This window comes from Nitrospira sp. MA-1 (assembly GCA_032139905.1).
Taxonomy (GTDB): domain Bacteria; phylum Nitrospirota; class Nitrospiria; order Nitrospirales; family UBA8639; genus Nitrospira_E.
Genome location: JAQJDB010000005.1, coordinates 239,767 through 266,105 on the forward strand (window position 1 = coordinate 239,767; position 26,339 = coordinate 266,105).

Sequence of the window (26,339 nt, forward strand, 5' to 3'; positions counted from 1 at the left end):
TACCTGAATATGATTGATGCAATGAAGATGGATTCGACCAAGCGCAGCACCGCAAAACATATCGAAGCCATTTATCCGCTTTCGCCGATGCAGGAAGGCATGCTGTTTCACACGCTGATGAATCCGGGGACGGGTATTTATCTGATGCAGAACCGGTATTACGTGGAAGGTGACGTGGATGCGGCGGTCTTTCGCCGGGCGTGGGAACAGGTGATCGCACGGCATTCGATCTTACGCACGTCCTTTGCGTGGAAGACCCAGAAACGTCCGTTGCAGGCCGTACACAAGCAGGTGGAAGTCCCTCTTGATGTTATGGATTGGCGTGGGACGGATCGGGTGGAGCAAATTAGCCGCCTGGATGTCCTGTTGCAACGCGAACTGGAAACAGGATTCGACTTTGCCAAAGCACCATTGATGCGATTGCGCCTGATTCGCCTGACCGACCATACCTATCAGTTTGTGCACAGTTTTCATCATATCCTTTTGGATGAATGGTGCATCTCGCCGCTGCTTATGGATTTTCTGGCTCATTATGAAGCCTGTGCACAGGGGCGGGACTGCCAGGCAGATACACCGCGTCCTTACCGGGACTACATTGCGTGGTTACAAACGCGGGATTTGGATGTCGCGCAGACCTTTTGGCGCGACTATCTCCGTGATTTCTCGACGCCAACGCCACTGGCGTACGACCGACCCCCGGAAGGTCTTGCCGATCAAAACGAAGATGCGGCGGATCATTGCGTGCATCTGAGCGCCGATACGACGGTGGCGTTGGTCTCATTGGCTCAACGGCATCGCCTGACGCCGAACACATTCGTGCAAGGCGCATGGGCGATCCTTTTGAGTTACTACAGTGGCGACCCGGACATTCTGTTCGGTGTGACCGTCGCCGGCCGGCCGACAGATCTGCTGGGTGTGGAGTCTGTGCTCGGACTATTCATCAATACGCTTCCGCTACGCGTGCGGGTTTCGCCGGACCGTCATGTTCTTCCATGGCTCAAAGATGTGTTGGCAGAAAATATACGATTGCGGGAGTTTGAATACACGCCGCTCGTCAACATTCAACGCTGTAGTGAGGTCCAACGGGGGGAAGCGCTGTTTCACAGCCTGTTCGTCTTCGAGAATGCGCCGGTCGATCCGGCGCTTTGTGATGGACGTATTATGTTTCGTGCCGAAGAAGAACAGTATCGGGTTCATACCAATTACCCCATGACGGTGATGGGCTGGCCGGGGAAAGAACTGGGACTGAAGCTGTCCTATGATCGTCGAATATTCGACTCGGAAACGGTGCTCAGAATGATCGGCCATTTGAAAAGAGTGCTGGAAGGGATGGTTCACCAGCCTGAGGCACGAATTGGCGAATTGCCGTTGCTCGGACAGGAAGAACGCACACAACTCTTGTCAACCTGGGTTGAGACGACGGCGCAGAATCCAGATGACAGGAGTTTCAGTGTCCGGTTCGAGGAGCAGGTCCGGCGGACGCCCCAGGCCCCCGCGGTTTCCTGCCAGGGGCGGGTCCTGAGTTATCACGAACTGAACCGGCAGGCCAACCGGCTTGCCCATGCGTTGGTATCGGCCGGGGTCGGCCCGGAAACCATCGTCGCTCTGTTGGACGAACGAAGTCCCGCTCTCCTCACGATGATCGTGGGTGTGTTTAAAGCCGGCGGAGCCTATCTTCCCCTGGATCCTCATCATCCTACATCGCGTCTGGTGCATGTTCTTGAACTTAGCCGGGTACCCGTGGTCGTGACGTCAGCGGGTTTGTTGAATCAGTTGACGCAAGCAGTGGCTTCCATGCAGCAGGAGTCTCGTCCCATTCTGATATCCCTGGACATGGTGTTGTCTGAGACAGGCCTCGAGGAGAATCTTTCGGTGCGGGCGCGTCCGGAGCATCTCGCCTATGTCATCTATACGTCAGGCTCGACCGGCGTTCCTAAGGGGGCGATGGTTACGCAATGCGGGATGCTCAACAACATGTCGAGTAAACTCTCTTCATTGTCCATTGTCTCTACCGACGTGATAGCGCAGACGGCTTCGCAATGTTTCGATATTTCAGTCTGGCAGTTCTTGACGGCACTCGTATGTGGAGCGCGTACGCATATCGTGCCGGACGAAATCATCCGCGATCCTGAGAAGCTGTTGCCGCATCTGGAAGAGGCGGAAATCAATATTTTCGAGACGGTTCCCGCATTGCTGCAGGCATTACTGGACACCAGTCGCGCGTCCGGTTCGACAAGGTCTCTGTCCCGACTGCGCTGGGTCTTACCGACGGGAGAAGTTCTTCCGGCGGCACTCTGTCGTCAATGGTTCGTGCAATACCCGCAGATTCCTCTGATGAACGCGTATGGACCGGCCGAATGTGCCGATGATGTGGCGGTGCATCCGATCCTGACTCCTCCCCCTGAAGATCTGCTCCATGTTCCCATCGGTCGGGCGATTTCCAATATCCGGCTCTATATCGTGAATCGTTTCCTTTCTCCGGTTCCCGCGGGTGTGTCGGGAGAGCTGTGTGTCGGAGGCATTGGAGTGGGACGGGGATATTTGCAGGATCCATGGCGAACAGCCGAATCCTTCGTGCCGGATCCCTTCGGTACGGAACAGGGTGGGCGTCTTTATCGCACGGGCGATCTCGCGCGATATCGGAAAGATGGCACGATAGAATATTTGGGACGCCTGGACCATCAAGTCAAAATTCGAGGATTCCGGATTGAGCTCGGTGAAATCGAAACGCATCTGAACCGTCACGGATCTATTCGAGATGCCGTGGTCGTGGTGCGCGAAGATAGACCGGGAGACAGGCGGCTGGTCGCCTATGTCGTTAATCGTGGAACGGAACAGCTCGATCACGCTGCGTTGCGACAGTTTTTGGAGGACCAGCTTCCTGAATACATGGTCCCTGCGTTGTTTGTGCCGCTCGATACGTTGCCGAGGACGGTCAATGGAAAAGTCGATCGCAGGGCCTTGCCGGCCTCTGGTGCGGATGATCATCTCGCACAAGGTTATGTCGCGCCTCGTACGACGACGGAAGAGTTGTTAGCCGACATGTGGGTCGATATTCTTGCCGTAGATCGTGTTGGGGTACACGACCATTTCTTTGAGTTAGGTGGGCATTCTCTGCTTGCGACTCAAATTGTGTCGCGAATCCGTAGCGCCTTTCATATCGAGCTCCCGCTCAGGACTCTGTTCGATTCCCCCACAGTGTCGGAACTGGCTGTGGCTGTGGAGGCGATGCGGGGAAAAGAAGCCGGACCTCAACCACCCTCCATTGTTCCTGTGCCCAGAACTGGCCCTCTTCCGCTTTCATTCGCACAACAGCGGCTCTGGTTTTTGGCGCAGCTGGAATCGGACAGCTGGTTTTACAATCTCTCGTTCGGTATTCGAGTGACCGGTCCGTTGGATGCAGGGGCATTGCAGGCAAGTTTTGACGCCGTGGCTCGTCGTCATGACATGCTGCGCACCATTTTCACGGTGAGCAATGGCCGACCGTCGCAAGTGATTGAAGAGTCTCTGCCGACACCCTTTGCCTGTATTGTCATCGCTCCCCCTTCAGGCATTGAAACGGAGCAAAAGGTGCAGCGGGTAGTCGCCGAAGAGGCCCGGCACGTATTTAAAATGGAAGGCAGCCTACTCTGGCGTGCGCGGTTGTTTCAGTTGAACGAGCAGGATCATGTCTTGATGGTGACGCTGCACCATGCCATCGCGGATGGCTGGTCGCTGAATCTACTGCTGGCCGACATGATTTCCTCGTACGTCGCATTGCGAACCGGCCAGCCGTCTCCACTCCATGCGCCCCGGCTACAGTATGCGGACTATGCGCAGTGGCAGCGCGAATGGCTTGCCGGCGAGGTTCTGGAGCGGCAGCTCGAATATTGGAAACAGACACTGAGCGGGGCTCCTGCGGTCCTCGCCTTGCAAACCGACCATGTTCGTCCGTCCGTTCAAACGTTCCGCGGTGCACGGCATGTCATCACGATCCCAAGCCCCCTGACGGCTGCCCTGCATGCCATCGGCAGGCGTCAAGGGGCGACATTGTTCATGACCTTGTTAGCCGCATTCCAGGTGCTGTTGTACCGATACAGCGGAGAAACGGATCTCTCGATTGGTACGCCGATTGCGAATCGGACCAGCCTTGAGACGGAAGAGCTCATCGGGTTTTTCGTCAATACCCTGGTGCTTCGGACCGATCTCGGTGGTAATCCGCGTTACATCGATCTGTTGAGCCGTGTCCGTGAGGTTGTTCTGGGGGCGCAAAGCCATCAGGACCTGCCATTTGAGCACGTCGTTGATGCGTTGCGTCCGACCCGCGATTTAAGCCATCCACCTCTCTTTCAGGTGATGTTTGCTCTTCAGACACTGAGTGCTCAGACGCCTGATCCCCCCGATCTGAAGCTTGAGATGATTGAAATGGACCCGGGCAGCGCCAAGTTTGACCTGTCGTTGGAAATGACACTTGAGTCGAATGGGCTCACGGGATTTTTCGAATACAACACGGATCTGTTCGAGTCATCCACCATTCGGCGAATGGCCGGTCATTTTCAGTCAATTTTGGAAGCAATCGTCATCCAACCGGAGCAACGTCTCTCGGCGTTGCCGATGATGGAGGCAGCGGAGCGGGCGGTGGTGGTGGGGGAGTGGAACGCGACGGCTCGGGCCTATCCGATGGCCCAGACGGTGCCGGAGTTGATTGCCGGGCAGGCGGTGCGGACCCCGACGGCGATCGCCGTGCGCGACGGCGCCCGGACGCTGACGTATGCCACGCTGCTGGCGCGCGCCAATCAAGTGGCCCAGACCCTTCGGGCGGAAGGCATCGGCCCGGAGTGCCTCGTGGGGATTGCCATGCAGCGTTCGCTCGACCTGGTCGTCGGCTTGCTGGGTATTCTCCAAGCGGGCGCGGCCTATGTGCCGCTCGATCCGACCTATCCCGCCGAGCGGCTCGCCTTCATGCTGGCCGACAGTCAGGTGGCGGGCTTGCTGACGCACGAGGCGCTCGTGGCTTCGTTGGGGTTTGCCGGGTCTACTCTCTGTCTGGATCGGGATTGGCCGAGCATTGAGAGACAGCCGAGCATCGCGCCGGCCGGCCGCTTCCTCGACACCCAACTGGCCTACACCATCTATACCTCCGGCTCCACCGGCCACCCCAAAGGCGCGGGCAACACCCACGGGGGGTTGCGTAACCGTCTGCAGTGGATGCAGGAGGCCTATCCCTTGAGTGCGGCCGACCGGGTGCTGCAGAAAACGCCGATCAGTTTTGACGTCTCCGTGTGGGAATTCTTCTGGCCCCTTCTGGCGGGCGCCGAACTGGTCTTGGCTGCGCCGGAGGAACACAAGGACCCGGCGGCGTTGATCGCTCGGATTGTGGAGACGGGGGTGACCACACTGCATTTCGTGCCGCCGATGCTGCAGGCGTTTCTGGAGAGTCCCGGGGTGGGGCGTTGTACCACGCTCCGGCAGATCATCTGCAGCGGCGAAGCCCTGCCGGCGGCGGTGCCCTCGCAGGTGACGGCGGCCTTGCCGGCCGTGCGGCTGCACAATCTCTACGGCCCGACGGAAGCGGCCATCGACGTGACGGCCTGGAGCTGTCCGCCGAGTCCCGAGGTCACGGCGGTGCCCATTGGGCGCCCGATCGCCAACACGCAAATCTATGTGCTCGATCCGCAGGGCGAGCCGGTCCCGGTCGGCGTCCCGGGTGAACTCTATATTGGCGGGGTGGCGGTGGCGCGGGGCTATCATCGTCGGCCGGCGCTGACGGCCGAACGGTTTGTGCCCGATCCCTTCTGCGGCGTCGCGGGGCAGCGGCTCTATCGCACGGGCGATCTGGTCCGGTTCCGGGCGGATGGTGTCCTCGACTATCTGGGGCGGCTGGATCATCAGGTCAAGATCCGGGGGTTCCGGATCGAATTGGGCGAGATCGAAGAAGTCTTGCGGCAACAGCCGGGGGTGCGGGAGGCCGTCGTGGTAGCGCGGACCGAGGCGTCGGGGTCGAAACGGCTGGTGGCCTATGTAACGACCGACCCGGCGGCGGGCGTCGAAGTGGCGACCCTGCGGCAGGGGCTGGCCGACCGGCTGCCGGAGTATATGGTGCCGGCGGTGATTCTCGCGCTCGCGCAACTGCCGTTGAGCCCCAATGGCAAGGTGGACCGGACGGCGTTGCCGGCACCGGAGGCGGAGAGCCAGCGGACGGGGGCGTACGAGGCGCCGCAGACGGAGACGGAGCAGACCTTAGCGGCTATCTGGGCCCAGGTGCTCGGGCTCGCACGCGTCGGCCGCCACGAGAACTTCTTTGAACTCGGCGGTGATTCGATTCTCGCATTGCAAGTCATCGCTCAAGGGAAAGAGGAGGGTCTCGTTTTCACTCCACGGCAATTGTTCCAGCATCAGACGATTGCGGCACTCAGCATTGCCGAAGGGGAAGAGAAGAACCTTGTCCGCGAAATCCATGCGGAGCAGGGAATTGTCACGGGAGAAGTACCCGTCACCCCTGTGCAACAGTGGTTTTTCGAACAAAACCTGCCGAATCCGCACCATTGGAATCAATCCATTCTGGTCGCCGTGCAGGGCACTCTCGATCAAGCGGCATTGGAATTTGCCGTGGACCATGTTCTTGCACATCACGATATTCTGCGTGCGAGATTTTCCAGAGGGACCGCGTGGAGCCAGAAGATCGGAATGCCACAGGACGGAATGGCGATTCCTCGGGTTGATCTTTCAGAGTTGCCCGAAGACCGGCAAACGGAGGCCCTGTCATTCAAGGCGAGTGAATATCAGCGGAGCCTTCATCTGGACCAGGGTCCGGTTTTTCAGGTCGTGAGATTCGACCTCGGAGATACTTGTCCGACCAGGCTTTTGCTCATCGCTCATCATCTGGTCATCGATGGCGTGTCATGGCGAATACTCCTTGAGGACCTTCAGACGGCCTATATGCAACAACTGGAAGGAGGTTTCATTCGTCTTCCGGAGAAGACCTCCTCCTTCAAACAATGGGCGGAACGCTTGCTGGAGTTTGCTGAGTCGGATGCGCTTCGACTCGAACTCGAATACTGGGATCATCCTGAAAGACGGGATGTACCATCGGTTCCTGTTGATTATTCTGATGGCGATCGGACCGAACAGACGGTTGAGGCGATTGCATGTTCGCTAACTGCAGAAGAGACCGAATCCTTGTTGCGGAATGCGCCTGCTGCCTACCAGACTCAGATCAACGACCTTCTCTTGACCGCATTGGCGCAGACCTTTGCCGAGTGGACAGGTCGCGACCGGCTGCTTATCGACCTGGAATGGCACGGGCGCGAAGATCTTTTTCCCGATCTCGATATTTCCAGGACCGTCGGATGGTTCACGAGTATCTTTCCGGTTGCGCTCGCGCTTCCGCAAGGTTCTGCCGGCAATGACTTGAAGAGCATTAAAGAACAGCTGCGAAGGGTTCCTTCCGGCGGAGTCGGGTATGGAGCACTCAGATATCTGTCGTCCTTCATGGGGGCGGATCTGTTACGGACTCAATTGCCGGCACAGGTCTGCTTCAACTATCTGGGCCAGCTTGATCAGGGTGTGGTCAACCGTCGGCTTTTCGCGCTTGCGCACGAATCGACCGGAGTCGAACATGATCCAACCAATCCCATGCGTTACGAATTAACGATCAGCGTGGAAATTGTGGCAGGACGCCTGGGCATGACGTGGAGCTACAGCCGGGCCCGCTATCGGCGGACGACCATTGAGGCACTTGGCGCGTCCTATCGGCAACATCTTTGTGAATTAATTACCCATTGTCTGTCACTCGACGCCGGAGGCTATACGCCGTCTGATTTTCCGGATGTCGATATCGAACAAGGCGCCCTCGACGCCATTTTAGAGAAGGTGGAACGAAGCCATGCGAGATAAACCCGATATCGAGTCAATGTATTATCTGTCTCCGCTTCAGCAGGGACTCTTGTTCCATCGGATAGCTGATGCCGGAGCAGACCCGTATTTCTATCAGTATGTCTACTCGCTGAAAGGTGCCTTGCGTCCCGACGCCTTCGATCGGGCTTGGCAGGTGGTCGTGAAGCGCCATTCCATTCTTCGTACTGCGTTTGTCTGGGAAGGGGTGGACAAGCCTGTGCAGGTGGTGCGTCGGGAAGCGTCCCTGTCGATCGAACGACACGATTGGCGTGAGGTTCCGGAAGTGGAGCATCATCGAATGCTTCAGTCGTTGTTGGATCTGGACCGTTCGTCCGGCTGGGATTTTCTCATGCCACCCCTCATGCGGTTGCATCTGGTTCGGACGAAAGCAGAGAAATGGCTGCTTATCAACAGTCATCATCATATTTTGCTGGACGGATGGAGCATGGCGCTGCTGCTTAAAGATGTGTTGGCTGCCTATGAGGCGGCGGTGGAGGGGCGAACTTTTGCTTTCACGGCTTCCCGCCCCTATCGGGATTACATTTCCTGGCTAAACCGGCAGGATATGCAGCAAGCAGAGTCCTATTGGCGTGAAGCCTTAAAGGGATTCTCAACACCGACGACGCTGTCCATTGAACCGCCTCAGGATCATGAGGAGGAGAATTCGCTTCCTTTCGCCGAACAGTCCTTGCGGATCTCATCTCCGCGAACGACTACTCTCCAGTCTTTCTGCCGGCAATTGCGGGTCACATTGAATACGATGATCCAGGGAGCCTGGGCGTTGTTGCTCCATCGATACAGCGGAGAATCCGATGTCCTGTTCGGGGCCACGGTTTCGGGTCGACCGGCAGATCTGCCTGGAGTGGCCGAGATGGTCGGACTGTTCATCAACACGGTGCCGATTCGGGTGGCCATCCATCCCGACATGGCTCTTTCTACATGGCTTCGAGGTGTGCAGGAACAGAATAGCCTTCTCCGCCAGTACGAATGGACGCCGCTCGCGAGCATTCAACGATGGAGTGAAACCGCAGGGGGTCTCGCGTTGTTCGATAGTCTGGTGGTTTTCGAAAGTTACCCAGAAATGGATGCCGGCGATTTTCCGCAGGTCCTGACTGTTGAACCCGTTTCTGTCCACGAGAGTGGGGCCTATACCCTGACGACCGGCCGTAACAACTATCCCCTTTCACTGATGGTCGAACCTGGCAGGGAAACTAAGTTGATCGTCTCTTACGCCTATCGGCGCTTCGGGCACGCCGCAGTGTCCAGGCTCTTGCGTCATCTCGATACACTCCTGGATAACATGATGACCGCGTCTGAGAGACCGCTGCGGGAACTCTCCCTCCTCCCTGAGGAAGAGCGCCAGCAATTGACGGCATGGAATCGAGTCGCTTCGCCGTCGCCTGCATTCGATGTCTGCGTGCACACGTTGTTCGAGGCGCAGGTTCAGGAACGGCCCGATGCTCTAGCGGTGGAGACGCCATTCGAGCGCCTGAGTTATCGGGAATTGGACCGTCGGGCCAATCGTCTCGCTCATTATCTTCAGGAGCGCGGTGTGAAGCCGGAAATACGAGTAGCCATATGCCTCGAACGATCTGTGGATCTGGTGATTGCTTTGCTGGCGGTGCTCAAGGCGGGCGGGGCCTATGTCCCGATGGATCCAGGTTTTCCCGAAGCGCGATTAGCACAGATGGTGACCGATAGTGCTGCAGTGGTCGTTCTTAGCAACAGCAGTCAGGCAGAGAAGTTTTCCGGGTTTAAAGATAACCTCGTGCTTCTCGATCAAATGGTCGGAGATATTGCACAGCGGGATGATCATCGGCCATCAACAGCAGTCATGTCCCAGAACTTGGCCTATGTTATTTACACTTCCGGCTCGACCGGTCAGCCCAAAGGCGTTGCGGTAGAGCATCGCCAGATTGTGCAGTATGTTCGCACGGTGATGGATCGCCTGGCGTTTCCCGTCGAGGCTGGAATGGCTGCCGTCTCGACGGTGGCGGCAGATCTTGGGAATACCGCACTGTTCGGTGCACTCTGCTCAGGGCGGTCGCTTCATCTGCTTTCGGCGGACCATGGGTTTGATCCCAATGCGATGGCAGCCTATATGCACGACCATGCGGTCGATGTCCTGAAGATCGTGCCCAGTCATTTACACGGACTGCTCAGTGCCGAATATCCCGAGCGGGTTCTGCCGAGGCGCTGTCTGATTTTGGGTGGAGAAGCCGTCCGTCCGGACTTAATCGAACGGGTCAGGACGCTGGTGCCGGAATGTGCCATCGTCAACCACTATGGTCCGACTGAAACGACAGTCGGGGTGTTAACACACCGGGTGGAAGGTGTGAGTCCTGACGAAAGGGGAGTGCCCATTGGGCGGCCGCTGCCTTCCACACCAGTCTATGTGCTGGATCCTCAGGGACAGCAGGTTCCGATCGGCATACCTGGCGAGTTGTATGTCGGTGGGGGACAAATCACTCGAGGTTATCTCGGACGTCCCGATATCACAGCGGAACGGTTTCTTCCCGATGCGTTCGGAGGAGGGGCGGGGCACCGCCTCTATCGCACAGGCGACCGGGTACGTGTTCGCACCGACGGCGTGATCGAATTTCTTGGACGAGTCGATAATCAGGTCAAGGTCCGTGGTTTCCGCATCGAGCTCGGCGAAATCGATGCTCATCTTCGCCTCGAGCCTTCCATTGCAGAAGCGGTGACGGTGGTCCCCGAAGCACCGGACGGCGCACGGCAATTGGTGGCCTATGTCGTGGAAAATTCGACTATCGATACCTCCGCCATACGAGATCGGCTGGCACTCCGGCTTCCCGAATATATGGTTCCGCAGACGATCGTTGCGCTTGACGCTTTGCCGTTGACCCCCAACGGCAAAGTGGATCGGACGGCGCTTCAAAATTTGAAGCAGCATTTATCCTTTGACGATGCGACGTTTGTGGCTCCCCGCAATCCCATTGAAGAGATTCTGGCTGCCGTTTGGACGGATGTCCTTCGTGTCGAACGAGTCGGTGTGCATGACAACTTTTTTGCGTTGGGAGGGGACTCGATTCGGACGTTGCAAGTGATTGCGCGTGCCAATCAGCAGGGTGTGAAGCTGACCCCCAAACAATTGTTCGAACATCAGACCGTTGCGACGGCCGCCGCCGTCGCGCACTGGAAGGACATGGCGCTTTCACACACTCACGCGGGGCCGGATAATTTATCGCTCGACAGGCCTCCGGCCCATAGCCAGGGCGCGAGTGAGAGTATTCAACAGATTCCAACACAAACGTCCACTGAACAGTTGCGTCCGGTATATCCTCTGTCGGGAGTCGAACCGGACCGATTGCTTGAATTACGAGATGACTGGGCCGGCATCGAAGATTGTTATCCCTTGTCGCCGATGCAGGAAGGCATGCTGTTTCACTCATTGATGAATCCCGGATCTGGGATGTATTTGATGCAGCAGCACTATGTCTGGGAAGGCCGGATGGATCGTGACGCTTTCGGTCGGGCCTGGCAGCGCGTCATCGACCGACACCCTATTTTACGTACATCCTTCATGTGGAAGGACCTCAATCGGCCGTTGCAACTCGTGCACCGTCGTGTGAATGCGGGGGAGGTCATTGAGGACCTGGATTGGTCACACCTGAGCGAGGAGGAACAGCGGGTGCAGATGACAAGTGCCCTGGAACAGGAGCTCACCGTGGGTTTGGAGTTTACCCGTGCCCCTCTTATGCGGATCCGGCTCGTACGACAGGGCGACGATCGATGGACCATTGTGCGCAGCTTCCATCATATCCTCACCGATGACTGGTGTTTTTCTCTCCTGATGATGGATTTCATGGAGCATTATGAAGCGTTCGTGGAAGGCCGGGATCTCAATGTGGCCTCACCCCCTCCCTATCGAGAGTATATTGCGTGGCTTCAGCGACAGGATCTTGGTGCCGCCCGGCGGTTCTGGGAATCGGAATTGGCCGGATTCACGATCCCGACTCCCCTCGGCATCGAGTGCCTGGAACGCGACGTTCCTCTCACGGAGTCGTCTGTGGGCGATGTGTATATGGAATTGTCGCCCGAGGTCTCCCGACGGCTGCAGGATCTGGCGCAGAGGTATCAATTGACTCCGAACACCTTTCTCCAAGGGGCATGGTCCATCCTGCTCGCCAGATATAGCGGGGAAGAAGATGTGCTGTTCGGAGTGACGGTCGCCGGCCGCCCTACCGATCTCCCTGGTGTTGAAGCGATCATGGGTTTGTTCATCAATACTCTGCCCCTTCGCGTGACGGTCCGTCCCCAGATTCCATTGATGACCTGGCTCAAAGACTTACTGGCCGCAAATTACCGGATCCGCCAGTACGAGTATGCGCCGTTGGTTCAGATTCAACAGTGGAGCGAAGTGCCTCCGGGACAAGCGCTGTTCCGAAGTTTGCTGGTTTTTGAAAATGCCCCGAAGGATTCACGGTTGGGCGAGGATCGCCAGGACCGTGTCATTTCGTACGAGCACGACCGCGTGCATACGAACTATCCAGTGACGGTGGTCGGTTATCCGGGAGACCAGATGGGTGTCCGGCTGTCCTATGACCGGCGAATTCTGGAACATGTTGCGGTCGAGCGGATGCTGGGCCACCTCAAAGTATTGTTAGAAGCGATGGCGGCTTCTCCCGATGCCAACATCCATGAACTTCCGATGGTTGGAGACGCGGAACGACAACGCATCCTGATGGACTGGAACGATACCGATGGGGTGGAAAAGATTGATGAGCAGTTCCCGGCATTGTTCGAAGCCCAAGTGGTGCAGACACCCGAGGCGATTGCTGTACAAAGCGGAAGCCACAGTCTCAGCTATAAGGACCTTAATCGTGCCGGGAACCGAATTGCCCATGCCTTGCGCGCTTTGGAGACGGGACCTGACACGCTCGTAGCCGTACTCGATGAACGCGGGCTCACGCTCATGTCGATGATCATTGGCATCCTGAAGGCGGGTGGTGCCTATGTTCCCTTGGATTTGCACCACCCTGTCGAGCGCATCGCCCATGTGCTTTCCGCCAGCCGGACACGAGTCGTCGTGAGCCGGGAGGAACATTCCGGATTGCTGGCTAAGGTGGTTGCACTTCTCCCCAAGGAGCGGAAGCCGAAAATTCTTATACTGGAACGGATGGCCTTGGAGAACTGGCCCGAAGAGAATCCCAGTCCGATCGACGTACGAAACCATCTTGCCTATGTCATCTATACATCGGGGTCGACCGGTTTCCCCAAGGGCGCCATGGTCGATTGCAAGGGGATGCTGAATCATCTCACGAGCAAGGTTCCGACGTTACGCCTCGGTCCTGCGGATATCGTGGCTCAGACCGCATCACAATGTTTCGATATTTCCGTATGGCAGTTTCTCTCTCCGATTTTGTGCGGTGCCTGTGTTCACATCGTTGGGGACGATGTGGTTCGGGATCCTGAGCGGCTTCTGCAAGAAGTGGCAGGCCGGAAGATCACGGTGCTGGAGGTCGTACCGTCTCTCTTATCCAGCATGTTGGAATGTTCTCCTTTGCCGTTGACGCACCTGCGATGGCTTCTTCCGACGGGAGAGGCCCTATCTCCCGAGTTGTGTCGCCGATGGTTATCCCGGTATCCGCATGTCCCGCTTGTGAATGCTTATGGACCTGCGGAATGTTCTGACGATGTGGCCATCGCGTGTATTGAGCATATGCCGAGCGAACAAATGACTCGAATGCCTATCGGGAGGCCGATCAGTCGGGTGCGTCTGTACATCGTCGATCGCCATCTCGAACCTGTGCCGGCAGGTGTCGCCGGTGAGCTCTGTGTGGGCGGCGCGGCCGTGGGGCGCGGATATGTGTACGATCCCGCCCGAACTGCCGAAGTGTTCGTGCCGGACCCATTTAGTTGCGAGAGTGGCGGACGTCTGTACCGGACAGGAGATCTTGCACGCCATCGATCCGACGGGATGATTGAATTTATCGGCCGCCGCGACTATCAGGTCAAGATCCGCGGTTTCCGTATTGAATTGGGTGAGATCGAAGCTCGGTTGTCCCAACATCAGGACATTGCGCGTAGCGTCGTGGTTGTCAGGGAAGACCAGCCGGGACGGAAACAGTTGGTTGCCTATGTCGTGACGACTCAGCCATTGACTGGCGAAGCGCTCCGCATGTTTGTCAGACAGGCATTGCCGGACTATATGGTGCCGGTGGCCGTTGTATTTCTCGCTTCGCTGCCTTTGACCCCTAACGGGAAAATCAACCGGAAAGCGTTGCCTGCGCCGGAAAGCGATCGAACAGAGGAGACATGGGAGGCACCGACCACCCCGACCCAGGATCTTGTCGCGGGAATTTGGTCGGAGGTTCTCGGAACGGATCGCGTCGGACGAGGGGATCAGTTTTTCGAGCTTGGCGGCCATTCCCTCTTGGCTACCCAAGTGATGTCCCGCGTGCGGGCGGCGTTTCAACTCGAACTTCCACTCCGGAGTCTCTTTGATTTTCCGACGGTGGAGGAATTTGCCGCTGCCATCGATCGGGCCGGGGCTCAGGAAGCAGGGGCATTGGCCCCGCCGATTGTGCCTGTGGTGCGGACGGAACGCCTCCCGCTTTCATTTGCGCAACAGAGACTCTGGTTCCTGGCTCAAATGGATCCTGAAAGCGGAGCCTATAACCTTCCCTTTGCGTTGCGGTTGGAAGGGTCTTTGAACCGTGCCGCGCTAGAAGAGAGTTTTGTGGAACTGGTCCGCCGGCATGAAACATTACGAACCACGTTCCCATCGCTCGATGGTGAAGCGCGACAGGTCATCGTTCCATCGGAACGCTTTGCGCTTGAGACCGAAGATCTGACGGGGTGTCCTGAAGAAGAGCGGGCGGCTACGATCATGCAATATGCGCAGGGAGAAGCGCATCGGCCGTTCGCGTTAGAGCGTGATTTGCCGATACGCGCCAGATTGTTACGATTGAAGCCTGATGAGCACATTTTGCTGGTGACCGTTCATCACATAGCCGCGGATGCCTGGTCGCTGGCTCTCGTCACGAATGAGGTGGCCACCGTGTATACGGCACGGGTCGATGCGCTGGCCAGGCCATCTGAAGACTCCACCATGTCGATGAAGGGCCGTCTTCCGGACCTGCCGGTTCAGTATAGTGATTTTTCATCATGGCAGCGTGAGTGGCTGCAGGGCACGCGTTTGGAAAAGGAAGTCGGTTATTGGAAGCAACGTTTGGGATCCAATCCGCCGCAATTGGCGTTGCGGACCGATCATCCTCGCCCGGATGTTCAGACATATCGCGGCGGTCGTCTCACGTTTCTCATTCCAAAGGAAGTGAGCGAACCATTGAGAGCGCTAAGCCGTCGGCAGGGGGCGACGGTTTTTATGACGCTGTTGGCGGCATTTCAGGTGTTGCTGGCCCGTTCTACCGGACAAACCGATATTCTCGTCGGCACAGATGTGGCCAATCGAAATCGCCACGAGACCGAACATCTGGTCGGATTCTTCGTGAATCTTCTTCCGTTACGGACGGATGTGAGCGGCAATCCGTCGTTCATCGACTTGTTGGGACGTGTGCGTGAAGTCGCATTGGGAGCTTACGCGCATCAGGATGTCCCTTTTGAAAAGATCGTTGAGGCTCTCAAATTGTCGCGGGATCTCAGCCGGAACCCTTTGGTGCAAGTCTTGTTTGTCCTGCAGAACGTTCCCCCTCCCTCGTTGCAACTTCCCGATTTACATGTGGAGTCGTTGGAATTTGAACATGATGTCTCACGGTTCGATCTTGGGTTATTTATGGAGGAGACGGAAGAGGGCTTCGCTGGTGTCTGGAAATTCAGTCGCGATCTCTTTGAGCCCGAGACCATCGCTCTGTTCGCGCAGCGTTTTATCACTCTGCTCCGGCAAATCGTGATGTCGCCTGATCGTAGAATAGACCACCTGGATTTACTGAGTGCGGAAGATAAGGAGGCGCGCATCATGGAAGCTAAGCAACGGGAAGAGGGAAAATTTCAACGATTTAAAAACATCAAGCCGAAGACCGTCGCATTGTCACAGCGCACTCTGGTAACGAGTCAGCCGCTTTTGCCCGATCGTGCGCTTCCGCTGCTGTTCTCTCCTGCGGTGGATGATGTCGATCTAGCCGGTTGGGCTCAGTCGAATCAGACCATGCTTCAGCGCGACTTATTGAAGCATGGTGCACTGCTCTTCAGGGGATTTTCGACGCGAACGGTTGCAGACTTCGAGGCGGCCGCGCAGGCTGTCTGCCCTGACCTATTCGGAGAGTATGGTGATTTGCCTCGTGAGAAAAGCGGGCGTCACGTCTATGGGTCCACTCCGTACCCTTCGGATAAGGCGATTCTCTTTCACAATGAAAGCTCGCACATGCATCGCTGGCCCCAAAAGCAATTCTTTTTTTGTATGCAGGCCGCCCCTGAAGGAGGTGAGACTCCGATTGTCGATTGTCGAACCATGTATCAGCGTCTTCATCCTGAACTCCGCGACCGGCTCCAGTCGAAACAGCTCATGTATGTCCGAAATTTTACTCCCGGTGTCGATGTCAGTTGGCAGGATTTCTTTCGAACTTCCGACCAATCTGTCGTCGAAGAAATGTGTGCCCGGAACGGTATGGAATGTCTGTGGATGGAGAACGACTCGTTGCGCACCAGACAGGTCTGCCCGGCGGTGATCGAGCATCCCAAAACAGGCGAGTGGGTGTTCTTCAATCAGATCCAACTTCATCATGTGTCTTGTCTGGAACCGGCAGTGCGAGAGTCGCTGTTATCAATGCTCGGAAGGGAGTCGATTCCGCGCAATGTCTACTATGGTGACGGCTCTCCCATCGATGATGCGATTGTCGCGGATATTGGTGAGCTGTATGAACGGACGGCGGTGCGGTTTCGTTGGCAGGAAGGCGATCTTCTCATGCTGGACAATATGCTTGTGGCACATGCCCGCGATCCCTTTGCCGGCCCCCGCAAGATCCTCGTCGCGATGGGAGACATGATCAGCCAGGCCACTTTTCAATCCGTTACCGTATAGGAAGACGTATGGCACAGGAGATCTACGTGCAAAGGATTCGGCTGTCTCTCAACCAAAAGCGGCTATGCGGATCTCAACAACATCGTGAGGGGTAGCATACCCAGGCCAAGCGATGCTTGATGGCACATTTGTAATAACCTGCCGGCATCTTGTTCCATGGGTTTCCAATTACGTCCCTTTGTTGGGGGATGGGACGACTTTCTCGGAATGCCTATTTCGGGGATGGTTCGCCAATCGACGATGCGGTTGGCAAGAAAATCGGTGAAATCTACGAGCGAATGGCGCTCCACTTAGCATGGCAAACAGGCGAACTCCTATTATTGGACAACATGTTGGTCGCCCACACCCGAGATTCCTATGATTGGCCAGGCAAGATCGTCGTGCAATGGGGACATGGTGTATCAAGAGGCAAGGCAGATGATCGACGTATAAAAGGGGCATGGTGATGCAACAGAATCTTCAAGGAATCCGGCTTTCTCCCCAGCAAAAACATCTTTGGATGCTCCAAGGAGATCATCGACCTCGAGAGGCCCACTGTTCGGTGGTGTTGGAGGGTCCACTCAATGTCGCAACATTGGAAGCAGCGATGCAATCCGTGGTGGGCCAGTATGAGATTTTCAGGACGACCTTTCATCGTGAATCTGGAGTAAAAGTGCCGTTTCAAGTCATTCATGATTCGTGTGAGCTGTCATGGCACCATCTGGATTTAAGCCACCTGGCCGTCGAGCAACACGAACAGGAACTCCGGCGCCTGATCGATGAACAGCAGATCTGGCCGTTCGACTTCGAGACTCTCCCTCATTTATGTCTCCGTTTGGCGAAGTTCTCGCTCCGGAAGCATGCGTTGCTCATTCGTCTGCCTGCGTTATGCGCGGATGCTTGGACCATTAGAAATCTCATCCGGCAGCTTTCATCGACCTATCAGGCTAGTTGTGAAGGCAGGGAATGTTCCAGCGACCCGGTCCAGTACGTGCAATTCTCTGAATGGCAAAATGAGTTGCTGACAGACAAAGATGTAAAAGCAGGCCAGACCTATTGGCATGGTCAAGACTTTCGTTCCTCTCCTCCACTCGTCCTTCCGTTTGAACGCCCTGAAACGAACCACACACAACCGCGCCGGCAGGAACATTGCAGAGATCTGGATCCTTCAGTTGTAGAAATCCTGACAAGCATGGCCCTGCAGTCTCAGAGTCCGATTGCATCCATGTTGCTGGGGGCCTGGTATGCGCTCTTGTGGAAGTTGACTGGCAAACAGGAGTTGGTGGTCGCGACGCTCTGTGAGGGAAGGCCCTATGAAGAGCTGGAGGAGAGCATGGGGTTGTTCGCCAAGTGGCTGCCGGTCCGTTATCGAGTCAGTCCCGATAGCCGATGGCATGAGGTGGTGTCTCAGGTGGATGACTTGGTCAACGAAGGCAGGTCCTGGCAAGAGCATTTTGTTTGGGATGATGATGACGAAATCATGGAAACCGTGGAAGAAAATCTGTTCGGATTCAGTTATGAACCATGCCCGGATGCATCCATCGCCGGGGGTGTCACATTTCTGCTGCATTGGCACGGGGCATGTTTTGATCGATTCAAAATGAAACTGTCCTGTACCCATGGGTCAGGATCCCTGCGCATGACGTTCACCTATGATCCTGACCGTTTTTCTCGTCTGGCTGTCCAATGCCTGTCCGAGCAGTTTGAAGCTTTGCTGGCCTCGGTCTTCGGTCAGCCGGATGCCCGACTGGACACGTTATCCATCCTGAGTGAGTCTGCACGTCGACGAGTGCTCGTTGATTTCAATGAGACTTCATGGTCGGGCCCTTCTCAGGTCTGTTTGCACGAGTTGTTTGAAGCCCAGTGCGCGAAGGATCCGACCCGGGTCGCTGTGGTCTGTCAGAATGAGTCCTTAACCTATGCCGAACTGAATGGACGGGCCAACAGGGTCGCCCGGTATCTGCGTCGTCATGGCGTCGGACCTCTCACGCTTGTGGGGTTATGGGTGGAACGTTCCGTTGAGATGGTCGTCGGGCTATTGGGCATTCTGAAAGCGGGAGCGTCCTATGTCCCCCTCGATCCCGGCGCGCCCGTGGCGCGGCTTCATTCTCTTTTGAAACAGATTGATGTTTCCTGGTTGGTGACCCAAGAGGCTCTTCTGTCGCAAGAACTGGGTTTCAATGGAACGATTTTGTGTTTGGACCGTGATCGGTCTCTCCTTGATAACGAATTGCACGAGAATTTGGGCTGCTTAGTTTCCCCTCACGCTTTGGCATATGTGATTTATACCTCCGGATCGACAGGGGCGCCCAAAGGGGTGGCCGTCACGCACCATAACATCGTGAACTACACATCGAGTGTCAGTCAAATCCTTTCGATGGAGGCGGGCTGGGGGTTTGCCACCGTGTCGACGCTCAGTGCCGATTTAGGAAATACCGTCGTCTTTCCTTCCTTAACGTCGGGAGGGACTCTTCACATTATTCCGTATGAAACCGCCATGAACGGGAACATGCTGGCCGACTATTTCACCTCTCATCAGATCGATGTCCTGAAGGTGGTACCCTCGCATTTTCAGGCGCTTCTTCGTTCAACAGACGGTGCCACGTTTATGCCGAAGAAATATCTAATTTTCGGTGGAGAAGTTTTGTCGGTTGAACTGGCCAATTGGGTCATCGCCCGTTCAAACGGGTGTTCGGTGGTCAATCACTATGGCCCGACTGAAACCACGATCGGGTCTCTCCTTTTTCCTCTCAGCTCTGGTTCGACTGAAGGGTTTCGCTTGAGTTCCACTGTCCCCATTGGGCGCCCGCTGGGGAACATCCAAGCCTTCATCATGGATGAGCGACTCGAACCTGTCGCAGTGGGTGTTGCCGGAGAGTTGTACATTGCCGGGATGGGGGTGGCCTGGGGATATCTTCATCAACCGGCTCAGACCGCCGAACGATTTCTTCCTCATCCTTATTCGGCCGAACCGGGGGCCCGATGGTATCGGACCGGAGACCTGGCTCGATTGACACCTGATGGCACCATTGAATTTTTAGGGCGTCGAGACCAACAGATCAAGCTTCGCGGCTTCCGGATTGAATTGGGAGAGATTGAAGCCCACCTCGGCCAAGCTCCTGGAGTGCGCGAGGGGGTAGTAGTGGTGCGGGAAGACGCATCTAATGAAAAATCCCTGATGGCCTATGTAGTTTCCTCAGGAGAGTCTGCTCTCACGTTCAGCATCATTCGGGACTATCTGAAGGACCGGCTGCCGGATTATATGGTACCCAGAACGGTGGTGTTTCTGGATTCCTTCCCCTTAACGTCGAACGGAAAGGTGGATCGAAAAGCGTTACTCGCTTTTGATGGAGAACGGCTCACGGCGGAGTATTTGGCTCCCAGAAATCCGATTGAAACGTTGCTGGCTGAGATTTGGTCTGAACTCTTGAAACGAGAGCGGATCGGCATCTATGAGAATTTCTTCGACATGGGCGGGCATTCGTTGCTCGCAGTGCAGTTGCTTCATCGTATCCAAAAGGCGATCGGAAGTGAACTCTCATTAATGACGGTGTTTCAGTCGCCGACGGTCGCGAGCTTGGCCGATGTCGTCATAAACGCATTACGGGTTCCCTCCTCACCATTGATTGCGCTCAAAGCGGAGGGATCGCGTCGTCCCCTGTATTGCATCGATTCGACGGGAAATCATGTTTTTGCCTATCAGCCCCTTGCCCGGTCACTCAGTGTCGAGCAACCGGTCTATGGTGTCGAGTTGCACAATGTTTTTACGCTTTCTCCGAAAGCCATCTCGATTGCAGCGCTGGCCAAGGACTATGCACATGCGATCCATCACCATCAGCCGGAAGGCCCTTATCAGGTCCTCGGATGGTCTTTAGGGGGCGTGATCGGGCTCGCGATTGCCCATGAATTGGAAGCGTTGGGGCAGTCTGTGGCCTTCTTGGGTTTTTTAGACACGCAAACACGCTCAGTCTTGTATGAAACCTCGATGTCTAGCCTGCTTGAAGAACTCGCAGGATTTCTTGAGCCCGAATCGCGGGAAGAGTTAAGGGCTTTGCCTGACAATGAACGACAAGCCCTTCAAGACCGCCTTTTGACCTTGCAACCGGAAGAACAGATCAACGCCATGATTCTTTGGGCTCAAGCACAAAGGTATTTTGACGCGGATGTCCCGCTTGAGGTGATCAAAAGTCGATATGCTTTATTGAAAGATGAGGCGCGATTGATGAAAACCTATCGGTATCAGCCGATTCATGCACCGATACATGTATGGTGGGCAACGAAAACCTTGGAGTGTGTAGCCGGAATTCCGCCGATCGATTGGACTTCGTATACAACAGGTTTGGTTCATACTGAGATCATTGAAAGCGATCATGATGGACTGTTGGGGAATCCTCGCGTTCACCGGCAGATCGATGAAATTTTAACTAAGTTGGCATGAACATCATGGAACTCGAGGCCGACCGTCTATATGCCAAACATGGAAGGCGTCTTTGAACGAAAGGGAGATCAGAAGGTCTCCTCCCATTCAGTTGGAGGAGAATCCGCAACAAGTGACTCACTTCCTATGTCTTGCTTTGTCTCATAAAAAAAGGACACATCGACTTCGCTACTTGAGCGAAAAGGATTCCTGGTTTATCTTCCTATAGAAATCGTCTGTTCACCCTCCATGGTTGGTTTGGGGCTGAATGCTGGCCTCTGGTCATGCGTGGTCTGTGTTTCAGGTCCTATTGCTTCACGCATCTTCGAAATTGAATGGTTAGCGGATTCTGCGCTATGGATTCACTCCCAGGGTCCAATTCAATGACGACAGACCTATGAGACATTGTTCCGTGCCGATACGGGCGATGAAAACCTGTTCTACATACGTTCCTCACGCCGATAAACCTTCGATGGTCTTTTCAGCAGGTCGCAGCTTGATTCCACTGCCTTGTCTTAGGCCGTTTAGGTTTTATGAGTGCTCATCTGGCTCCATCCGGTATGGCGTCAGGTCTCCGGCCTTTAATGTCCTGGAAGGGAATCGACACCAATCGCTGACATCGCGCACATTTGATTGAAATCCCGCAGTGTTCCCAGCGTGCAACCAGCTTCCCGCATTTACAGCGGATATCCTTTGCCATTTGTTCCGGTGGCCGATGTGGACCGGGATTTTGGGGATTGTGGCTAGTCATCATAGGTATTGCCTTCCGCGTCCGATCACTACCCTCATCTGTTGGAGATGTCCAATCATGTGGCGTTCACCATCCATGTGAATACCCTTTCGTGACACCCGACTTCCCCTCACAATTCATCCAGGAGATTCTGAGGTGTATTTCCATTTCGATGATATTGAACAGGCCTGCTACTTTTAATTCATTCCAAAAATGGAAAGGAGGATATGTTTGAATCTCGAAGAGATCCTTTCCCATTTTTCTCTTTCGTTAGAACCTTCATGGTTTATTGGAGAAAGGAAAACTGAATTTTCCATTGTCTCCCGTTCAGATTGAAAATAGTGGTCTTGGTTATTTGAACACGACTCGTGAAAGCTGGGTTGCAGGCAACTCGACTTCTCCAAACGCAGACTGACCCTTAAAGCTTCCGGCAATTGCCAGCTGGAATTCCCCTGTCTTCCCATCCTTCAGGGTGACGTTCGCAACCGGCGGCGCTTCCTTATTAGAGGCTTTAAGATCGATTTCCTTTATGGAGAAAAACTTGATTTTTACCGTCGACGTGCCTCGCTTGACCGGTAATTCCCGAAGTTCGTGGGGAATAAAGGACGTTTCACTGACCTTTTCTTCATAATAAAAGATAATGTTGTCCATCTCCGTCTGAAGACCTTCTGTATCAGTTGCCACGGCCCTGAAGGATTCTCCGGACTCGGAGGCGGACCATGCTGCCGGTGCCGCAACACATAAAAAGGCTCCGAACAATAGGACAACGTATGGGTTGGTCAACCTTCGATTCATTTTTTTGTTACACATCGCATACTCCTTTAGGTTAAATTCTTTGGTTGTTGGATGAATGGTTGTCTTGGTATGTCGGATATCAGGGATGCATTGGATTCCTCTTGTTGCTATCCATCGAGTTTATAGGTCAGAGGCACTAAAATGGTTAATTGCGGGTGCCCTAATGCATGATCAAGTGTCAACGGAGAAAGTTTCCACAGCAGGCTCAAGGCATCCTTATCAAGAATTTCATGCCCTGACGTTTCTGCCACCCGGAGATGTAAGATTGTGCCGTCCTGGCGAATGACGGCTTCCAGCACGACTTTTCCTTCCCATTCCTTCTGACGCGCTTTCTTCGGATAGCTTTTGTATTTCTCAATTTGATGCCAAATAGTTTGTGCTAACCACCCATAATCTGTCTGGGCCTCCGGATACGACTGGATGGGGCGTTCCACCGCAGCGGTTCGCTGATGAATCTGTGGTGCTGGGCGTTCACGAGCAATTTTCTTTTCTTGGGCGATCGGCACGGTCGGTTCGACTACTTCCGCTTTCGTCTGAATTGCCTGGGATTGCACTGAAGCCTCAGGGCGGGTCGTGGGTACGGATTCGGTCACCCGTTCGGCGACCAAGGTGGTCTGCATGGGAGAATCAACCCTTTCCCTGACCTCGGCTACGGGGGTAGGGAGTGCTTGAGGAGAGGGCTCCGCCTGCTGAGTGAGACTGGTCTCTCGTTGCATGACCGGTTTCACCTGTTCAACAGATTTTGAATGGGTGGATGGCGAAAGAATGTGTTTGGCAGGCTCCGAGACGACCTCCTGTTCAATCGGCGTCGATTCCAGGATCGGCTTGGCTTGCACCGGTTCTGGAGTTTGTTCCTGTCTGGGCATTGGAACGGTGTCGGTATGGAGGACCTCCTGGGTTTTCTTGGTAGGCAGGGGTTTGTGTTCTTCGATGACGGGCTCTCTTTTCATCATCGGTTGCTGGACGGGTGTTGGGAGAGGCACTTTCTCCGGTACGACTTGTTGGTGAACGGGCGTCGGTTTGGGCAGTTCCTGGGGTTCCGGTTGGTTGTGGATTTTGGGAGGAGCCGGTTTGATGAAGGCCATGTCCAATTTCAACGGTTCTGATTGCGACGTCGGTTGCAGGTCTGTAATGAGGAGAATGGCGAGACTGACAAATAATATGTGAACAAAGGTGGACCCTGCCCAGGCTTGAACCCGGCAATGGTCCGGAGCCACACTTAAGGCTTCTAACGTAGCGAGGGTCATGAACGAATGACCTCAAGGCTAATATGCTCAAATCCTAATCCTTTCACCTCGTCCACGACCTCGACGAACCGCTCCAAGATAATGACTCGATCGGCACGCACGAGTATGAGAGAGTCCTTGGAGTGAGATTGGAGCGCAAGGAGCAGGTCCGGGCGGGTCATCGGCCGGTCATTCAGAAAAATCTCTCCCTCTGCTGTCAGAGTCACAACCAAAGGCGTATCTTTTTTGGTTCCGGCTTCTTTGGCTTTGGCAAGGTCTACAGGGATTTGACCAGTTGTTATAAACGTCGCAGTGGTCATCACGATGACCAATAGCACTAACATCACATCCACCAGGGGGATGACGTTGATTTGATTGAGTTCACGCTCCATGTTGCACTTTGTACAAAGAGAGTAATTCGGCCACTCGGCGGCGTAGCACATTGTTCAGAACTACGCAGGGAATGGCGACCAGCAACCCGATGGCCGTCGCTTTCAATGCCAGACTCAATCCGACCATGATGGTACTGACGGCCATCGTGCCGGAGGTTCCCATGTTATGAAAGGTCAGCATGATACCCAACACAGTTCCCAATAAGCCGATATACGGAGCATTGGCTGCGACGGTTCCGATGATCACCAACCGTTTAGTCAGAGCTACCTCAAACGTTTGTTGGTCAGGATATTTTCGGGGATCGACCTGCCGGTAAAACAACCAGCGTTCAATGGCAACAGCGACAGCCCAAAAACTCAAGGCGATCAAAAGCCCAATAATTCCGTAATCAATCAGTTGATGCAAAATGTCCATGAGTGTTTTTCCTGACTTCCTAAGGTTCGTGACCTTCGCGGTGGTACCTCGTTGGGTTTATGGGAAATGGGTTTGTGTTACGCTAGGTAGGGCCTTTTGCGGGAATCCCGTGATGGGACTGCATGAACTCTTTGGCAGAGAAGACGAGATGACATATAGGACTTGGATCGGTCGAATCTGACCATGTCGTGTTCGACTCGTCCATGAAAGGAAAACGCGTCAATCATGCCCAACACCGCAACTGAGGATATTTATTTAATAATGAAGATATCGTCATACTAGGATTAGACGTATGAACGTGGAAAAACCGGACATGTCCGACCAATGTTTTTTAATGAATTGTATTGACACTGATGTCCAATCCTCGAGGTTGAAGGTATCCCTTTGTTTTGTTGCCTTCGCTTGCTCACCAGTCGGTGCCATTTGATGATGAAAGGCCTCGATGGATACATTCACCCCGGATCGCTAAAAAAGACTCGTCAATCCAATTGAAAAGTCAGAGGTACGGATAAACTGACACTGTTTGACGTAAGAGGGTGACCCAAATCCAGCGGGGATGCCTGACGTACGATCGTCAACGCGGTTTGGTCGAGCACCTCAAACCCCGAACTTTCCTGGATTTCCATGTCGATCAGATGACCACCTTCAAGGACTTTCATCTGGACCAGGACTTTTCCCTCCCATTTATTTAACCGTGCAATTTCGGGGTAGAACTTTAATCGTTCTAACGTTTTCCTCAGATCTGTGATTAACCACCCATAATCGGGGCGTGTCTCCCGTCTCTGAATCGGTGGGTGAAATACCCGTGTCCGATGAATTATCTTCGGTTCTCTCTGGGCACTCGGTTGCATTACTCGCTCAGCCCGGTCTACGACTCTTTTAACCGGTGGCGGTAATTTTGCGGTTTGGCCATGGGTAAAAGGCACCGTGTTGATCTGCTCTTGAGTCGATGGTTGAGAGTGTGCGGTGGTTGTTTTTGATGGTGGTCGGGCCTGTTTTTCGGTATTCAGAGATTGTTTGACAGGGAATTCGGTTAAGGGGAAGGCGATCGTTTTGGATTGGACGGATAGTTCTGTCGAAAGCTTCTTCCGACCGTCTTCTAATGTTGAGCGTGAGTGTTTGCTTGACGCGTTAGGCGTCAAGTGGTGCGAGGATTCAGAATGGGCTACCACGGTTTCTTGAGGTGGCGCTGAAAGAAAGGGAGACGGGGTATCGGATGTCACAGGCTCCGGGATGGGAGCGGTGGTCAGTGAAACATTCCAACGAAAGGTGGAAAGTTCCATTTCTTTTTTTGGTTCGCTGGCTTGAAAGGCCACAGAATAACAAATAGATAAGAACAGGGCGTGCAAAATAAAAGAACCTGCAAGCGCCTGAGAGAATCTGAAGCGCTTATAGGAATGGTGCTTGGCAGGTTGCCGAATTTGATTGGAAAACGGCTTCTCAGCAACCCAAGTGGCTTTAAGCATGCTCTGACTTTCATGCTTTAACCATTAGGAAGAGGGCTATAGG

General features: G+C 54.8%; 10 protein-coding genes. 4 read left to right on the plus strand and 6 right to left on the minus strand.

What is annotated here, in order from left to right; translation table 11 throughout:
• Positions 1–9: 9 nt before the first annotated feature.
• The 4 genes from PJI16_05570 to PJI16_05585 all read left to right on the plus strand — a co-directional run bounded on the left by PJI16_05570 (position 10) and on the right by PJI16_05585 (position 21,293).
• Positions 10–7,875, plus strand: a complete 7,866-nt coding sequence (locus PJI16_05570) for an amino acid adenylation domain-containing protein (GenBank protein MDT3777027.1) — start codon at positions 10–12, stop codon at positions 7,873–7,875.
• Positions 7,865–16,876 (plus strand): amino acid adenylation domain-containing protein, encoded by a 9,012-nt coding sequence (locus PJI16_05575; GenBank protein MDT3777028.1) that lies wholly within the window; start codon positions 7,865–7,867, stop codon positions 16,874–16,876. Before PJI16_05570 ends, PJI16_05575 begins: the two co-directional genes overlap by 11 nt.
• A gap of 188 nt (positions 16,877–17,064) precedes the next feature.
• Positions 17,065–17,322: a TauD/TfdA family dioxygenase gene (locus tag PJI16_05580; protein ID MDT3777029.1), complete on the plus strand. Its 258-nt coding sequence runs from the start codon at positions 17,065–17,067 to the stop codon at positions 17,320–17,322.
• Complete coding sequence (locus PJI16_05585) at positions 17,322–21,293, plus strand: amino acid adenylation domain-containing protein (GenBank protein MDT3777030.1); 3,972 nt, start codon at positions 17,322–17,324, stop codon at positions 21,291–21,293. Before PJI16_05580 ends, PJI16_05585 begins: the two co-directional genes overlap by 1 nt.
• A gap of 520 nt (positions 21,294–21,813) precedes the next feature.
• Here PJI16_05585 and PJI16_05590 read toward each other — a convergent pair.
• The 6 genes from PJI16_05590 to PJI16_05615 all read right to left on the minus strand — a co-directional run bounded on the left by PJI16_05590 (position 21,814) and on the right by PJI16_05615 (position 26,296).
• On the minus strand, positions 21,814–22,026 hold the full coding sequence (locus PJI16_05590; protein ID MDT3777031.1) for a hypothetical protein: 213 nt from the start codon (positions 22,024–22,026) through the stop codon (positions 21,814–21,816).
• 327 nt (positions 22,027–22,353) lie between these two features.
• Positions 22,354–22,812, minus strand: coding sequence for a hypothetical protein (locus PJI16_05595; protein MDT3777032.1), 459 nt, complete (start codon positions 22,810–22,812; stop codon positions 22,354–22,356).
• 92 nt (positions 22,813–22,904) lie between these two features.
• Positions 22,905–24,044, minus strand: a complete 1,140-nt coding sequence (locus PJI16_05600) for a TonB family protein (protein MDT3777033.1) — start codon at positions 24,042–24,044, stop codon at positions 22,905–22,907.
• On the minus strand, positions 24,041–24,415 hold the full coding sequence (locus tag PJI16_05605; protein MDT3777034.1) for a biopolymer transporter ExbD: 375 nt from the start codon (positions 24,413–24,415) through the stop codon (positions 24,041–24,043). Before PJI16_05605 ends, PJI16_05600 begins: the two co-directional genes overlap by 4 nt.
• Positions 24,405–24,830 carry a TonB-system energizer ExbB gene (exbB, locus tag PJI16_05610; GenBank protein MDT3777035.1) on the minus strand — a complete coding sequence of 142 codons (426 nt, stop codon included), beginning with the start codon at positions 24,828–24,830 and terminating at the stop codon, positions 24,405–24,407. The genes PJI16_05605 and exbB overlap by 11 nt, the downstream gene beginning before the upstream one ends.
• 479 nt (positions 24,831–25,309) lie before the next feature.
• Positions 25,310–26,296, minus strand: coding sequence for a TonB family protein (locus PJI16_05615; GenBank protein ID MDT3777036.1), 987 nt, complete (start codon positions 26,294–26,296; stop codon positions 25,310–25,312).
• Positions 26,297–26,339 lie beyond the last annotated feature (43 nt).

Bases quoted from the DNA above. Each gene is read 5' to 3' on its own strand.
- PJI16_05595 (MDT3777032.1), bottom strand. From the start codon at position 22,812: ATGTGTAACAAAAAAATGAATCGAAGGTTGACCAACCCATACGTTGTC.
- PJI16_05570 (MDT3777027.1), top strand. From the start codon at position 10: ATGATTGATGCAATGAAGATGGATTCGACCAAGCGCAGCACCGCAAAA.
- PJI16_05575 (MDT3777028.1), top strand. From the start codon at position 7,865: ATGCGAGATAAACCCGATATCGAGTCAATGTATTATCTGTCTCCGCTT.
- PJI16_05580 (MDT3777029.1), top strand. From the start codon at position 17,065: ATGGGACGACTTTCTCGGAATGCCTATTTCGGGGATGGTTCGCCAATC.
- PJI16_05590 (MDT3777031.1), bottom strand. From the start codon at position 22,026: ATGATGACTAGCCACAATCCCCAAAATCCCGGTCCACATCGGCCACCG.
- PJI16_05615 (MDT3777036.1), bottom strand. From the start codon at position 26,296: ATGCTTAAAGCCACTTGGGTTGCTGAGAAGCCGTTTTCCAATCAAATT.
- PJI16_05600 (MDT3777033.1), bottom strand. From the start codon at position 24,044: ATGACCCTCGCTACGTTAGAAGCCTTAAGTGTGGCTCCGGACCATTGC.
- exbB (MDT3777035.1), bottom strand. From the start codon at position 24,830: ATGGACATTTTGCATCAACTGATTGATTACGGAATTATTGGGCTTTTG.
- PJI16_05585 (MDT3777030.1), top strand. From the start codon at position 17,322: ATGCAACAGAATCTTCAAGGAATCCGGCTTTCTCCCCAGCAAAAACAT.
- PJI16_05605 (MDT3777034.1), bottom strand. From the start codon at position 24,415: ATGGAGCGTGAACTCAATCAAATCAACGTCATCCCCCTGGTGGATGTG.